Below are 13,590 nucleotides of genomic sequence, written 5' to 3' on the forward strand. Positions count from 1 at the left end.
CACGCGTTTCTGTTGGATGCACAAAAAGACCGGGAGCCTATTCCCGGTCTTTTTTCGCTTGGCTATTCATCGTCATCGTCATCACTCTTGCCCTTCCGGGACTGAAAATAACGGAACAGCACGCTGATCACGACCCCGCCAAGCAGCGTCAGCAGCATTGGTCCGACTCGGCCGCTCCCTGCACCCAGCATGGGCAGCCAGATCAATACGGCCACGACCAGCTGGATTTGAAACGCCAGGTTAACGGCGTTCTGCTTGCGCGATGCAGGCGGCACCGGATATATGTGCAGCCAGAAGGATTCCTGGTGGTAGCGCAGCAGCGAGGACAGCTGAACGCCGATCACGAATACGAAAAACAGGTAAATCCCGCTGCCGAGCAGCCCTTGCCGGGTCCACCAAACGAGGAGAGCCGCGAGAATACCCGCGCGGATCACGATGCTGAACACATCACTGCGGACAAAGCTCTTCGTAATTAAATAGCGGTACGCTGCCTCCGGCTTCCAAGGCACCCGGTTCCCGGCCCAGGACATCCACCTGCGCGGATATACGCGCTGCTGCCTGCCTGGAACGTTAACGAACCAGCCGAGGATCAGCATAACGCGGGCGCTGTGCGTTTTCTCCGCGGCAATCAGCCGCTCCCAGGCCACCAAGTGCTTGGCCGGAATGCGCAGGGCGGCGATATAGGTCAGCGCCAGCAGCACGATAAACAGAAGGCTCCGCCACTCCGGCTGCCACAGCCAGGCGGCAACCGCAAGAATCAGCACGACGTAACGCAGCAGACGGTAACCTGCCGATGCCCGACGGGAAACCATCTGCAGCTCCTTCCAGCAGCCGTAGGAAGCCAGAATCTTCAAGGCAAACAGGAGGAGCAGGAACGGCCAGAAGGACTTGGGATCTGCATCACTGCGTACATACAGCGGCCAGGACAGGATGAAGACCAGGGCAAGGCCGATAAGTTTATAAACGACGCCGCTGGTCCAGCCTGCCTTGAAATAATCGTTCATCCTGGACTCCTGCGGCAGCAGAAACACCGTGTCCGCCGGCTGCAAGTACGTCCGGAAGCTGCTGTTTACCGTCAGCGGCACGAACAGGATCAGCATGATCCAGCGAATCGGCAGCCCGGCTGGAATATGCTGAACGAGCGACGTGTACCACGCCGCAAAAGCAATCAACATAAACAGCAGCAGCACGGCCACACCGCTTTGGATCACATAGCCGAGATAAGGGGTGACCTCCCCCCAGAAGCGGCCGCGCCGCTCCATCCGAAGTTTTTTCAAGTCCATCATTCAATCCCTGCCCTGCACGAGAGTATAGAACAGCTCCTCCAGCGGCAGTCCCGGTCTGCCGGCCTGCGCGGCGATGTCCTCCAGCGTCCCCTGCGCGATCACGTGTCCCTGGTGGAGAACGATAAAGCGGTCACAGTAATTCTCGATCGTCGATAAAATATGGGAACTCAGCAGGATCGACGACCCGCCTTCTTTGAGCTCGACCATAAAATCAAGAAGGGAGCGGATGCCGAGCGGATCCAGGCCAAGGAACGGCTCGTCGATAATGTACAGGGAAGGCCGGGCCACGAACGCGCACATGATCATGACCTTCTGCCGCATCCCCTTGGATAAGTGCGTGGACAAGCTGTCCATCTTGTCCTGCATCCGGAAGATGCGTGACAACCGGTCCGCCCGCTCTTCGTAGTCCTGGCGGTCAACCCCGTACGCTCTTGCGGTAAACTCCAAATGCTCCCTGACGGTCATCTCGTCATAGAGCAGCGGAGATTCCGGAACGAAGGCAAGCGCCCCGTGGTAGGTCCCGGCGTCTTCCTCCCGCTTCTTGCCCTTCACGCGGATGTCACCCTTTTGCGGATGCATTAATCCGAGAATATGCTTCATTGTCGTGCTTTTGCCGGCCCCGTTCAATCCGATCAGGCCGACCATCTCGCCGGACCCGACCTGAAACGAAATATCATGCAGCACCGGGCGGTTCAGGCTGTAACCACCGATGAGGCCTTGAATATCCAGCACAGCCGTATCACTCATCAACTCTTCACCTCATTCAATTCCCGGGCGGAACAGCCAGGGGCGCGTCCGCACGGGAGAATCCATCCGTACTTGCCTCCCCGCTCGCCGGTTAAGGCCGGGGAGGTTTATTTTTTAACCATTTCGGGGCGCCCTTGTTCTTGCGGATGCGCTCCCGTTCACTTTGGCTCTGGCGGGCCGCCGGTTTGCCGCCCTTGAAAGGCTCACCGCCCTGCCGGGTCGTTTCCCGGCCCTCGCGGCGTCCGCCGCCTTCCCGCGGTTCGACCGGGCTGGATGAGCCGCGGACGCTCCCCTTGGCCGGCTTCGAATCGCCTTGCCGGCTGCCGCGCACTTCCGCTATGCCTGCTTGGCTCCCGGATGGCCGAACCTGGCGCTGATGGGGCTGGCCTGACGGCTCCCCCTTCCGGGCCGCAAACTGCTCCGGCGACAGCACTTTGCCGGCGTACAGCACGCGCGGCTCGAGAGAGATGCCGAGCTCTCCTGCAAACTTCCGCATAATAAAGGTCTGGCGGTCCGTCACAATCGAGATGACGCGCCCGCTGCGCCCCATCCGGCCCGTCCGTCCGGCACGGTGCACATAGTGCTCGGCGTCAGGCGCCGGGTCGAAGTTGATGACGAGCTCGAGCCCTTCGATATCGAGCCCGCGCGCCGCCACGTCGCTTGCCACGAGCACTTTGAACCTGCCGTGGCGGAAGCCGCCCAGCACCCGGCTGCGTGCCAGTTTGTCCGCGTCTCCGTACAATCCCTCTGCCGCGATGCCCAAATGGGTCAGCTTCGCCTCCACCTCGGCGATCGATTCGGTCTGATTGACGAAGACGATCGCCCGCTGCGGGTTGTACTGGCGGATAAGGCGCCGCAGCATGTCGACCCGGTCGCGTTCCTCGGCGACCACATACAAATGCTCCAGCCCCGGTGCAGTTGTCTGCTCCGGGTCGATGCCGATTTCGACCGGGCTGCGCATCTCCCGTTTGACCAGCGCCGCCGTGCTCTCGCTGACCGTGGCCGACAGGAATACCAGCTGCCGGTCACGCAGTGCGCTGCTCAATATCCGGTCGACGTCGCCGGCGCCGCCGAGCTGAAATACCTGGTCGACCTCGTCCACCACGATGGTCGAGACGTGATGCATCTTCAGCTTGCGCATCTCAATCAGCTCGCGGACTCTTCCGGGAGTTCCGACCACGAGCTGGGGATGCAGCCGCAGCTTCTCCACCTGGCGCTTGACCGCGGCCCCGCCGATCAGCCCAAGCACACCGATGCCGCGGGCTTCCCCGTATTTTTCGCCTTCGCGTACAATCTGCATCGCCAGTTCCTGGGTCGGCGCAAGAATAAGCTTCTGGGTCGCCTTCAGCTCCGGATCAATGGTCTGCAGTACGGGCAGAAGGTAGGCCAGCGTTTTGCCGGTTCCCGTCTGAGAGCGGGCGAGCACATCCGCTCCGCGCAGCACCGCAGGAATGGCCTGCGCCTGGACCGGCGAAGGCTCCGTTATGCCGTACTCGGCCAGCTTGTCTATCCATACTCGGTCAATACCTGTTGCTTCAAAAGAAGTCGGGTTCATGAAATCGTTCATCCTTTATGTTTTAAGTCATTCTTTATCATTATATGCCAAAAGCGCCATCCCACCAAATGCAAGTATAGGACTCACCTCAAAATTCTGCGGGCGTAAAAAATAAGCCGGCCCCTTATGGGAGCCAGCCTATTTATAGAGATCAGAAGGCGTATCACTTCCGGTTCATGATCCGGTAGGTCAGCCGGTCCGCCAGTCTAGGAAACATCTGGTACAGGCGCATGGCGACCGCCGCTTTCCCCGGCAGGTTCATTTCTTCCTTCCCGGTATGCATCACCTGGACGATTTTGCGGGCTACATGTTCCGGCGTCATCATCAGCCATTTCACGTTGCTGACATATCCACCCGACGGGTCTGCAATGTCAAAAAACGGCGTATCGATCGGACCTGGATTGATCGTCGACACCCGAATGCCCGATTCCCGCAGCTCCTGCCGGAGAGCGTTGCTGAAGCCGAGAACGGCATGCTTCGTGGCCGTGTACGCCGTGGATTTGGCCGTTCCGATTTTCCCCGCCATCGACGCCACATTGATGATTTGTCCCGCTTTGCGCTGAAGCATTGACGGCAGCACCGCCTTGGTGCACCGGACCGTGCCCATATAGTTGACGTCCATCATCTGTCCGAACTCCCGGGCAGGCATGTCCGTAATCGTCTCAAACTTGCCGTAGCCCGCATTGTTCAGCAAAATGTCAATATGGCCGTACTTATGTATAATGTCTTGCATCGTGGTGCTCACCTGGTCCTCCCGGGTCACATCCATGGCCCGCAGTTCAAAGGATCCCGTCATGCCCTCAGCTGCTTCCTGCAGGCGCTGCTCCGACCTGGCGGTCAGCACCGTCACCGCGCCTTCCGCTGCGGCCAGCTTCGCCGTCAAGGCTCCGATCCCGCTCGACGCCCCGGTGATCACGACGACTTTGTCCTTTAACATGGCTTCTCGTCCTCCTATAGGAAAACAAGCCGGAACACCCCGAATCAGCGCGTCAGCGCCGTCCAGAGCTTGTTCCCGCCCTTTCCCACTTCTGTAGGATAACGTCGCCCGCATGCTCATAGCGGACCAGCATCATGCCCAGGGATCAGCAAACGTAACGCTTGTGCTTCCTGCCGTTATTCCTTGCTGATATTTTAAGATATCATGACCTGAATATCCAGTTCGCCGATTCCGTCCATGAGCAGCGGAATGCTGAGCGCCTTTTGCGGAAGGAACGACCCGATGTGCTCGCTCTTCATCACTCTCGGAGGCGTAATGTCGACCGTGACCCCTTGGTTGGACAAAATCGTGCTGGCATTGCCGCTGATCATATTACCAAGTTCGGATATGGCGCTCTGGCCCATTTCGTCCATTTCCGTCAGAATGTAACCGCCCATCATCACGGACACCATCCGCAGCGCTACATGCTCTTGAATTCCGAACACGATGTTGCCGGTAAGCTGTCCTGTCATCCCGATTTGAATCCAGATGTGATCCTCGATGATCTCCATATTCTTCACCCCGAGGCTGCCTGTAGAAGGGGTAACCTGAATCACTTGTTCAATGACGGTCCGGGCGGACTCCAGAAAAGGATTAATGACTTCAGCCTTCATATGTAATTACTGCCCCTTTCACAACGGGTTGGGACATGTCCCAAAAGTCCCATTACCATTGGAATAATTATACTTTAAACCCTGGAATAAATCACGAAAAATTCATGAAACGTCTTCAATCCAGGGTATAAATACCCTTATATATCCGCCGGCTTTCCTATTTAAGAAAGAAAACCGGGATGATTCCCTTTATCTATATCGGTACTTCCGGAGCAATTTTGAAGACCGTGGCGAATTTTGCAGATTGCTTTTTCTAAAAATAAACGAATCACCGGCTGCATCCATCTGCGTTGCCCTGACTTCCGGAATCCCATATAATGAAAGGATACACTTGTTCGAACTGATCTGCTTGACGGCAGCCATCAACGCCGAAGGAGGAAATGCATGAACATTAGCCAATTGGAGACCCTGATTACCATCTCGAAAACCATGAGCTTCCGCAAAGCCGGAGAGCTGCTCAACTTAACCCAGCCGGCTGTGTCTGCCCAGATCAAAAGTCTGGAGGACGAGTTCAAGACGGTGCTCGTGGACCGGAATCAGCCCGTCACGCTGACCGACCGCGGAGAAGTGTTTCTCAGCCATGCCGAACGGATTCTAGCGATTGTGGAAGAGCTGAAGGAGCGCCTGTACGACCTGGATCAAACACCGCAGGGACACATCGTGCTCGGAACCACCACTTCGATAGCCATACAAATTTTACCCAGAGTCCTTTCTTACTTCCAGAACCAGTTTCCACTCATCAAAACCTCTATCATGTCCATGGCTTCATCCCAGATTTACACCAGCGTAGAGAACGGACAGATCGATGTGGGCCTGGGTTATCTGATCGAGCGCAACCCCAATTTGATGACGTCGGTTCTGTACTATGACACGTTCGAGCTGATCGTCTCCCCGCGCCATCCGCTTGCCCGGAAGACGGGCGTCACGATCGATGTCCTCCGGGAAACACCCCTCATCCTGCTGTCTCCCGATACGGTGGGCAGACGGTTTGCCGATGATATTTTAAAAAAGCACGGAATCGAGCCCAATGTCGTCATGGAATTGTCCAGCAGTGAAGAAATCAAGCGGATGGTCGAAATCGACCTCGGCGCGGCGATCATGTCCAAACAGTCGGTCGCGAGCGAGCTCCGCCTCGGCACACTGAAGATCATACCGCTGACCGAACTGGAAGTGAGCCATCCCGTCGGCGTCATTTACAAGTCCGGCAAATACCTGAACTCGGCCATGCAGCAGTTTCTGAGCGACCTGAAAGGCATGCCGGAAACGAACTTCATCAGCTCGGAGTAAACCCGCTGCAGACCTTTGATTCCAACGATTACTGACAAGGAGGAGTACATATGAAATTCGATCTGCATACCCATCACTTCCGCTGCGGGCACGCCGACGGCAATATCCGGGATTACGTGGAAGCGGCGCTGGAGGCCGGGCTTCAAGTCATCGGCATTTCGGACCACACCCCTTATTTTGGCGAGAAAGAGGACCGGGCGTTTCCGCGCATCGCCATGGGCAAATCGGAGCTTCAGCATTATGTGCGGGAAGTGCTTGATTTGAAAAAGGAATACGAGGGGCGCATCGACGTGCTGCTCGGCATCGAATCCGACTTTTTTCCGGAGCATGCCGAAACATACAGGAAGGTTCTTGCCGATGTTCCGTTTGACTACATCATCGGCTCGGTACATAGCGTTGGCGGCGTCAGCATCTTTAACAAAAACCGCTGGAAGGGGCTGTCTGAACAGGAGCGCATCCGCGTAAAGGAGGAGTATTACCGGCTGATCCAGGACTCCGCCCGAAGCGGCATGTTCCAAATCCTTGGGCATATTGACGCGATGAAAGGCAACTTCCCGGCCTTCTCTGACATTCCCGCCGATGAGATCATTGACGAAACGCTACAGACCATTGCCGAGTGCGGAATCGCGATCGAAATCAATACATCGGGCAAAACGAAGCTCAGCGGCGGCTGGTACCCGGCGGACGCCATCCTTGAGCGGGCGCTCCACTTCGGCGTAGACGTCACTTTCGGCTCGGACGCTCATGTTCCTGGAAGGGTGGGAGACGAGCGGGACGAAGTAGCCCGGCGCCTGAAGGACATCGGATTCCGGGAATGGGTGTATTTCAAGGGTAAAGACAAAAAGGTGGTTCCCCTCTGAGGGAGCCTCTTTTTTTGGGCAAAAAAAATGAACCCGCACGATCCGGGTCCCAGAACATCATTTATATTTTCAAAAAGGGGGTCATGTGAATAAGTTTACCCGGTCTCTGTTAGAGTCCCATAACAGCAATATTTCATTTATGTTACAAATCTTACCTGATTTCATATGATTGCAGATTTGGCGCATTCTCCTGGTTTGCCTGAAGCTGCAGCCCCTTCCGGTATTCATCATAGGTACGGTCGGTATGAGCGTACACCATCATCTCGACTGGAGCGGCGAAAAACATGCGTCTATGCTGAAAGGTACGGCTGAGCTGCATCCCGTTTTTTTGCATGACCCTGGCCGACGCCATGTTGACCGCATGGCATCTGCCTTCGATGTGCAGCAGTTTCAGCTCGGTGAAGGCATAGTGCAGCATCAAGCCGAGCGCTTCGGTGGCGATTCCCCTGCCCCAGTACGCTTTGGCGAGCATATAGCCGATCATGGCATCGCGCTTCTCCTCACGCCAATGCTGCATCGACACCACGCCGGCCAGCTCGCGCTCGCCATGAAGCCAAATGCCCATGTGCAGCGAGTCCCTGCGGCCGGTGCTCAGCAGCTCCGAGGCGATGCGCCGCGAGCGGGCAAAGCTGAAGAAGGAGCTCTGGGTCACGTATTTGATCACCTGGGGGTCTGCCAGGATATCCAGCAGCCTTGGCGCGTCCTGCGGTTCGATCGGTTTCATCATCAGACGGCTGCCCTTAAGCAGGGGCATCGGCGTTCGTGTGTCCTCATTCAGCACGCTCTTCTCCCCTTCCTTCGCTTGATTCCCTTAGTTTGATTCGAATCGTTACCGGCTTGTCTAACGGGCGCCAGACTGCAAAGTGAAGACGGTAAGCTCCGGCTTGCATAACAAGCGAACGGGAAGGTGGGTCTCCCCGATCCCCCGGTTGACATACAACGGCATTCGGCGTTCTCCCACTTCGTACATCCCCATGACGTACCGTTTGGATCCCGGAGGCGTCATCAGCGCACCGAGCAGGGGCAGACGCACCTGTCCGCCATGGCTGTGTCCGGACAGCTGCAGATCGAAAGGAAACAGGGCGGCGTTACCTGCGTAATCCGGTTCATGCATCAAGAGTAAGGTGAACATGTCGTCCGGAATGCCGGATCTTCCCTTCTGCGGATCGGGAAATCCATGCAGCCAGTCATCCAAGCCGACCACCGCGATGGACTGTCCGCCGCGGTTCAGAAGCTGGCTACTGTTCTGCAGGACCCGAAAGCCGGCCACCTGCAGCTTGTGGCTCACATCCTTGCCGCTCCCTCCCCAAAAATCGTGGTTGCCCAGCACCGCAAATTTGCCTAAAGGGGCATCGATCGAAGCGAGCAGCGGAATATATTCGTTCATCGCCTCCGCAGTCGAATCAATGATATCGCCGGTAAAGCAGATCAGCTCGGGAGCTTCCCTGCGAATGGCCGCGATCAGATGCTCGATGTGCTTCTTTCGGGTGTGAAACCCGAGGTGGGCATCGCTGAAATGGACGACTTTCAAGTTGTGAAAAGCCGCCGGCAGCCGCGGACATACCAGGGGCCGGTACACGGTATCCAGCTGCTGCGGCTCCCATAACGAGGCGTAGGCGCCTGTCAGCAATCCCGCTCCGGCCGCTAGGGCGACGCCGCGCTTCAAAAATTGCCTGCGGGTGAGCCGGCTGCCGGGCAGCTCCGGCTGGGCTACAGCCTGCCGACTTCCCGTTCCCGGATGCGGCGTATTTTTCATGCAGGCGGCCTCCTGTATTGGAATAGAATAGGACTTTCCCCTATTATATCCTTCAGGCCGCCGCTCTTCCAGCAGTGCAGATCACTCCGCCGGAGACGATACGCGGTCCGGGATAACGCGCCGTTCCTAGGATACGCTGAACGGTTATTGCGCAAAGTCCGGGCATGGTGCCGGAAAGTTTACCCCTCCTCCTGACCAGCGCCCTCTGGGCCCTCTTTAAAAATTTTACGGAACACGCTCAGCATCGACAGCGCATAGGCAACCGTAATAAAACTAAAGGCGATCTCCATTACGACGACTCCTCTGGAGGTGTTATCGACAGGAGCGATATCCCCGTAACCGACGGTAGCAAAGGTTGCAACGCTAAAATACAGGAAGGAAATCAGCTGGCTCAGCAAATCGTTGCCGATATTTTTGCCGTCGAAGCTGTTATGGCCAAAGAGCTTGTAAATCGACGTGTAGATCACGGTAAAAAAGAGGATGCACGTTAACGTGGCCATGCTGATGCGCGTAATGACGGTTTTGAGCTGCACTTCTTTTTTCAGGGCCGACTCGGCAATCCGGTTGAAAATATACAGCACGTAGAAGATGACCGAGCTCAGGCAGAAGATCAGAATCAAGGCCCGCATCCCGCCTGTTCCCGGTACGACCCGGGAAAGGTCGATCCAGCCGATCAAGTCTTCCAGGGAGACCAGAACATAAATGAGAATGGGCCCAAGCAGGATCGCCTTGCTCGTCCATTTTTTCTCCAACCCGTAAAACACCGCAATCAGGACAATCAAACCAGAAATATTGAGCACCCACATCCACCAAGACATGAGCCATCCTCCTCCATTCTCTCTGCACGTCTTCTGTCTGTAAAGTTTTAGAAGTCTTTATCGTTAAATTACCCCCGCCACAAGGGTTGGACGCATCCCGAGGTATACCAAAAATCCCCTTGCCGGCGAAAAGCTGTCCGCAGACAAGGGGATGATGGTTAACGTTGGTTTATACACCCAGCCACTGCTTAAACATGTGCTTGGTGGTTTGCTTGTTCATTTCCGCGATCGACGTGGTCAACGGAATGCCTTTCGGACAGGAGCGCACGCAGTTCTGCGAGTTGCCGCAGCCTTCGATGCCGCCGTCCTGCATCAGTGCCTCCAGGCGTTCTTCCTTGTTCATTTCACCCGTTGGATGGGAGTTGAACAGGCGAACCTGGGAAATCGCCGCCGGACCGATAAAGTCGGTCTTGTCGTTTACGTTCGGGCAGGACTCCAGGCAGACGCCGCAGGTCATGCACTTGGACAGCTCATAAGCCCACTGACGTTTCTTCTCCGGCATCCGTGGTCCTGGGCCGAGATCGTACGTGCCGTCGATCGGAATCCAGGCTTTCACCCGCTTGAGCGCGGTGAACATCCGGCTGCGGTCGATGACAAGGTCGCGTACGACCGGGAACGTCTTCATCGGTTGAATCCGGATCGGCTGTTCCAGCTTATCGATCAGCGCCGCACACGCTTGGCGTGGCTTGCCGTTGATCACCATCGAGCACGCGCCGCACACCTCTTCCAGACAGTTGGATTCCCAACATACCGGGGCGATCTTTTCGCCTTTGGCGTTGACCGGGTTGCGCTGAATTTCCATCAGCGCGCTGATCACGTTCATCCCCGGGCGGTACGGAAGCTCGAACTCCTCGGTATAGGCAGCAGCGTCCGGGCCGTCCTGACGGGTTATCATAAACTTCACTTTTTTGGAAGATGCAGTTGCTTCCGCCATGTCAAATCCCCCTTCTTTACTTGTCTTTGGAGTAGTCGCGGATCCGTGGAGGGATCAGCGATACATCCACTGCTTCATAAGAAATTTGCGGGCCATCCGGTGTCCACGCCGCTTTGGTCGTCTTGAGGAACTCCTCGTCGTTGCGGTCCGGGAATTCCGGCTTGTAGTGAGCCCCGCGGCTCTCGTTGCGGAGCAGTGCTCCCAGCGTCATCGCTTCGGCCAGCTCCAGCATGTTCCACAGCTGGCGGGTAAACGAAGCGCCCGGATTGTTCCAGCGCGACGTGTCGTTGACGTTGATGTTTTTGTAGCGCTGCTTCAGTTCCTTGATTTTGGCGATCGTTTCTTCCAGCTTTTTATTGTAACGGACCACGGTCATATTGGCGGTCATGATATCGCCGAGCTCCTTATGCAGCCCGTACGCATTTTCCGTGCCGTTCATTTTCAGGATGCCTTCGTATTTGTCCGTCTGCTGCTTCTTATAGCGTTCGTATACGCTTGAAGGTACATCAGCTGAGGATTTTTTCATTCCCTTAATGTATTCCACGGCTTTCGGTCCGGCCACCATCCCGCCGAAGATCGCTGATACGAGCGAGTTGGCTCCAAGACGGTTGGCCCCATGGTATTGGTAATCGCATTCGCCGGCTGCGAACAGGCCTGGAATGTTGGTCATTTGGTTGTAATCGACCCACATGCCGCCCATGGAATAGTGAACCGCCGGGAAGATCTTCATCGGAAGCTTGCGCGGATCGTCGCCGACGAATTTTTCATAGATTTCGATAATGCCGCCAAGCTTGACGTCCAGCTCTTTCGGATCTTTATGGGACAGGTCGAGGTAAACCATGTTCTCCCCGTTGACGCCAAGCCCCTGATTGACGCACACGTCGAAAATTTCTCGGGTCGCGATGTCACGCGGCACCAGGTTGCCGTAGGCCGGATATTTCTCTTCAAGGAAGTACCAAGGCTTGCCGTCTTTGTATGTCCAAATCCGTCCGCCTTCACCGCGGGCCGATTCGGACATGAGGCGCAGCTTGTCGTCGCCCGGAATCGCTGTCGGGTGAATCTGGATGAATTCGCCGTTGGCGTAATGAACGCCCTGCTGGTACACGGCGCTGGCCGCGGTGCCGGTATTGATGACCGAGTTGGTCGTTTTGCCGAAAATGATCCCCGGTCCGCCGCTGGCGAGAATAACCGCGTCAGCCTGGAATGTATGAATCTCCATCGTGCGCAAATCCTGCGCACAGATGCCGCGGCAGATGCCTTCGTCGTCGATGACCGCCTGCAGGAATTCCCAGTGCTCATGCTTCGTGACGAGGCCTTCCGTTTCGTGGCGGCGCACCTGCTCGTCGAGCGCGTACAGCAGCTGCTGTCCGGTCGTTGCGCCGGCAAACGCCGTACGGTGATGCTTCGTTCCCCCGAAACGGCGGAAATCGAGCAGTCCTTCCGGCGTACGGTTGAACATAACGCCCATCCGGTCCATCAAGTGGATGATGCCAGGCGCCGCCTCGCACATCGCTTTGACCGGCGGCTGGTTGGCCAGGAAGTCCCCGCCATACACGGTATCGTCGAAGTGAACCCATGGCGAGTCGCCCTCACCTTTCGTATTGACGGCACCGTTGATGCCGCCCTGCGCGCACACGGAGTGCGATCTTTTGACCGGAACCAAAGAAAACAAGTGAACATGGACGCCTGCTTCCGCTGCCTTGATGGTGGCCATCAGACCTGCCAGACCGCCGCCCACGATAATAATATTAGATGTTGCCATGCCTGCTCACTCTCCTTAACTTAAAACTGACTTCACGGTATCAATCCATACCGAAGCTTCCTGGAATTCCGCTCTGCGGAAGGCGACCAGAGACAAAATAAACATCAATGCTACCAAGACGAACAGCGTCATGCACACATACGAGGATACCCGCTGTGCGCGCGGCCCGACCGTGATTCCCCATGCGACCAGGAACGACCAGAGTCCGTTCGCAAAGTGGAAGGACGCGGATACGACGCCGATCAGATAGAGGACGAAGAATACCGGCTGTGTCACGATATCATGCATTAGGGAGCCTAGCCCTTCGTGAGTCACGTTGCCGAGAGTGACCTGGAACCGGGTTTCGAATACGTGCCAGATGATGTATACGAACGTAATGACACCGGTAATCCGCTGCAGCAAATAACGCCAGTTGCGCTCATAATTGAAGTGTCCGTTATTCGGTTTCGCTTGATACGCGATATACAGCCCATACACGCCGTGGTAGATCAGCGGGAGATAAATCAGCACCCACTCCAGCACGAAAATGAGCGGAAGGTCGTTCAGCAATTTGACGCCAGCGTTAAACCGCTCAGGACCTCCTTCAAATGCGCCAAAATTCGTCAGGGCATGCTCGATGAAAAACAAGGCGAGCGGAATGACCCCAAGAAGCGAATGAAGCTTTCTGGCATAGTAACCTTTCATAAATTGACGTGCCCCTTTCTTCATAGTACAACGTTTTCATAATTCATTATTCGACATCATTCTGCCACCCTTTTTCTAACCTGTGAACAACTTGTGGCACTTTTCATGTTACTCTTTTTTTTCTTATAATGGAATTGCAATATAATTATTAAACGTTATAATGTAAATGCATAAGTAAATCACTTATCGAAGTAAATTCTAAGAAGACAGACCTCGTTTAGCGGTAGATTTTCTTGCGATATAATGATGTTCAGTCTCTGAAGCTTATTCGTTCTTATATCTAAACAAAAACATGTATCGACGTAAATTCC

13 protein-coding genes are annotated in these 13,590 nt (G+C 55.8%); 2 read left to right on the forward strand and 11 right to left on the reverse strand.

All coding sequences use genetic code 11. The features are described from left to right. Window positions 1–62 precede the first annotated feature (62 nt). The 5 genes from ABIE48_RS23765 to ABIE48_RS23785 all read right to left on the reverse strand — a co-directional run bounded on the left by ABIE48_RS23765 (window position 63) and on the right by ABIE48_RS23785 (window position 5,178). A complete protein-coding gene (locus ABIE48_RS23765; protein ID WP_192717319.1) occupies window positions 63–1,283 on the reverse strand; it encodes an ABC transporter permease in 1,221 nt (406 codons plus the stop codon). Window positions 1,284–1,286: 3 nt separating this feature from the next. Then, window positions 1,287–2,033, reverse strand: coding sequence for an ABC transporter ATP-binding protein (locus ABIE48_RS23770; RefSeq protein WP_145029292.1), 747 nt, complete (start codon window positions 2,031–2,033; stop codon window positions 1,287–1,289). A 91-nt stretch (window positions 2,034–2,124) separates the two neighbouring features. Next, window positions 2,125–3,588, reverse strand: a complete 1,464-nt coding sequence (locus tag ABIE48_RS23775) for a DEAD/DEAH box helicase (protein WP_192717320.1) — start codon at window positions 3,586–3,588, stop codon at window positions 2,125–2,127. A gap of 163 nt (window positions 3,589–3,751) precedes the next feature. Next, a complete protein-coding gene (locus tag ABIE48_RS23780; protein WP_145029296.1) occupies window positions 3,752–4,525 on the reverse strand; it encodes an SDR family NAD(P)-dependent oxidoreductase in 774 nt (257 codons plus the stop codon). Window positions 4,526–4,719: 194 nt separating this feature from the next. Continuing rightward, on the reverse strand, window positions 4,720–5,178 hold the full coding sequence (locus tag ABIE48_RS23785) for a chemotaxis protein CheX (RefSeq protein WP_145029298.1): 459 nt from the start codon (window positions 5,176–5,178) through the stop codon (window positions 4,720–4,722). A gap of 384 nt (window positions 5,179–5,562) precedes the next feature. Between ABIE48_RS23785 and ABIE48_RS23790 the strand changes: the two genes are divergently transcribed. Further along, window positions 5,563–6,465, forward strand: coding sequence for a LysR family transcriptional regulator (locus ABIE48_RS23790; RefSeq protein ID WP_116234136.1), 903 nt, complete (start codon window positions 5,563–5,565; stop codon window positions 6,463–6,465). A gap of 50 nt (window positions 6,466–6,515) precedes the next feature. After that, on the forward strand, window positions 6,516–7,325 hold the full coding sequence (locus tag ABIE48_RS23795; RefSeq protein WP_116234135.1) for a histidinol-phosphatase: 810 nt from the start codon (window positions 6,516–6,518) through the stop codon (window positions 7,323–7,325). Between the two features lie 151 nt (window positions 7,326–7,476). Here ABIE48_RS23795 and ABIE48_RS23800 read toward each other — a convergent pair whose 3' ends face one another. The 6 genes from ABIE48_RS23800 to ABIE48_RS23825 form a co-directional block, all read right to left on the reverse strand. Beyond that, window positions 7,477–8,106 (reverse strand): GNAT family N-acetyltransferase, encoded by a 630-nt coding sequence (locus tag ABIE48_RS23800; protein WP_145029300.1) that lies wholly within the window; start codon window positions 8,104–8,106, stop codon window positions 7,477–7,479. 60 nt (window positions 8,107–8,166) lie between these two features. Continuing rightward, complete coding sequence (locus ABIE48_RS23805; RefSeq protein ID WP_192717321.1) at window positions 8,167–9,081, reverse strand: metallophosphoesterase; 915 nt, start codon at window positions 9,079–9,081, stop codon at window positions 8,167–8,169. A gap of 179 nt (window positions 9,082–9,260) precedes the next feature. Further along, on the reverse strand, window positions 9,261–9,899 hold the full coding sequence (locus tag ABIE48_RS23810) for an ion channel (RefSeq protein WP_192717322.1): 639 nt from the start codon (window positions 9,897–9,899) through the stop codon (window positions 9,261–9,263). 169 nt (window positions 9,900–10,068) lie between these two features. Further along, on the reverse strand, window positions 10,069–10,833 hold the full coding sequence (gene sdhB / locus ABIE48_RS23815; protein WP_145141832.1) for a succinate dehydrogenase iron-sulfur subunit: 765 nt from the start codon (window positions 10,831–10,833) through the stop codon (window positions 10,069–10,071). A gap of 16 nt (window positions 10,834–10,849) precedes the next feature. Then, window positions 10,850–12,595 carry a succinate dehydrogenase flavoprotein subunit gene (sdhA, locus tag ABIE48_RS23820; protein ID WP_076174068.1) on the reverse strand — a complete coding sequence of 582 codons (1,746 nt, stop codon included), beginning with the start codon at window positions 12,593–12,595 and terminating at the stop codon, window positions 10,850–10,852. 15 nt (window positions 12,596–12,610) lie between these two features. Further along, window positions 12,611–13,279, reverse strand: coding sequence for a succinate dehydrogenase cytochrome b558 subunit (locus tag ABIE48_RS23825; protein ID WP_145029308.1), 669 nt, complete (start codon window positions 13,277–13,279; stop codon window positions 12,611–12,613). Window positions 13,280–13,590 lie beyond the last annotated feature (311 nt).

It is taken from the genome of Paenibacillus sp. OAE614 (genome assembly GCF_040546645.1).
Lineage (GTDB): Bacteria > Bacillota > Bacilli > Paenibacillales > Paenibacillaceae > Paenibacillus_AQ > Paenibacillus_AQ favisporus.

What these genes read in the sequence shown, in the direction of transcription:
- ABIE48_RS23765 (WP_192717319.1), bottom strand. Translation starts at nt 1,283, where the DNA reads ATGGACTTGAAAAAACTTCGGATGGAGCGGCGCGGCCGCTTCTGGGGG.
- ABIE48_RS23770 (WP_145029292.1), bottom strand. Translation starts at nt 2,033, where the DNA reads ATGAGTGATACGGCTGTGCTGGATATTCAAGGCCTCATCGGTGGTTAC.
- ABIE48_RS23775 (WP_192717320.1), bottom strand. Translation starts at nt 3,588, where the DNA reads ATGAACCCGACTTCTTTTGAAGCAACAGGTATTGACCGAGTATGGATA.
- ABIE48_RS23780 (WP_145029296.1), bottom strand. Translation starts at nt 4,525, where the DNA reads ATGTTAAAGGACAAAGTCGTCGTGATCACCGGGGCGTCGAGCGGGATC.
- ABIE48_RS23785 (WP_145029298.1), bottom strand. Translation starts at nt 5,178, where the DNA reads ATGAAGGCTGAAGTCATTAATCCTTTTCTGGAGTCCGCCCGGACCGTC.
- ABIE48_RS23790 (WP_116234136.1), top strand. Translation starts at nt 5,563, where the DNA reads ATGAACATTAGCCAATTGGAGACCCTGATTACCATCTCGAAAACCATG.
- ABIE48_RS23795 (WP_116234135.1), top strand. Translation starts at nt 6,516, where the DNA reads ATGAAATTCGATCTGCATACCCATCACTTCCGCTGCGGGCACGCCGAC.
- ABIE48_RS23805 (WP_192717321.1), bottom strand. Translation starts at nt 9,081, where the DNA reads ATGAAAAATACGCCGCATCCGGGAACGGGAAGTCGGCAGGCTGTAGCC.
- ABIE48_RS23810 (WP_192717322.1), bottom strand. Translation starts at nt 9,899, where the DNA reads ATGTCTTGGTGGATGTGGGTGCTCAATATTTCTGGTTTGATTGTCCTG.
- sdhB (WP_145141832.1), bottom strand. Translation starts at nt 10,833, where the DNA reads ATGGCGGAAGCAACTGCATCTTCCAAAAAAGTGAAGTTTATGATAACC.
- sdhA (WP_076174068.1), bottom strand. Translation starts at nt 12,595, where the DNA reads ATGGCAACATCTAATATTATTATCGTGGGCGGCGGTCTGGCAGGTCTG.
- ABIE48_RS23825 (WP_145029308.1), bottom strand. Translation starts at nt 13,279, where the DNA reads ATGAAAGGTTACTATGCCAGAAAGCTTCATTCGCTTCTTGGGGTCATT.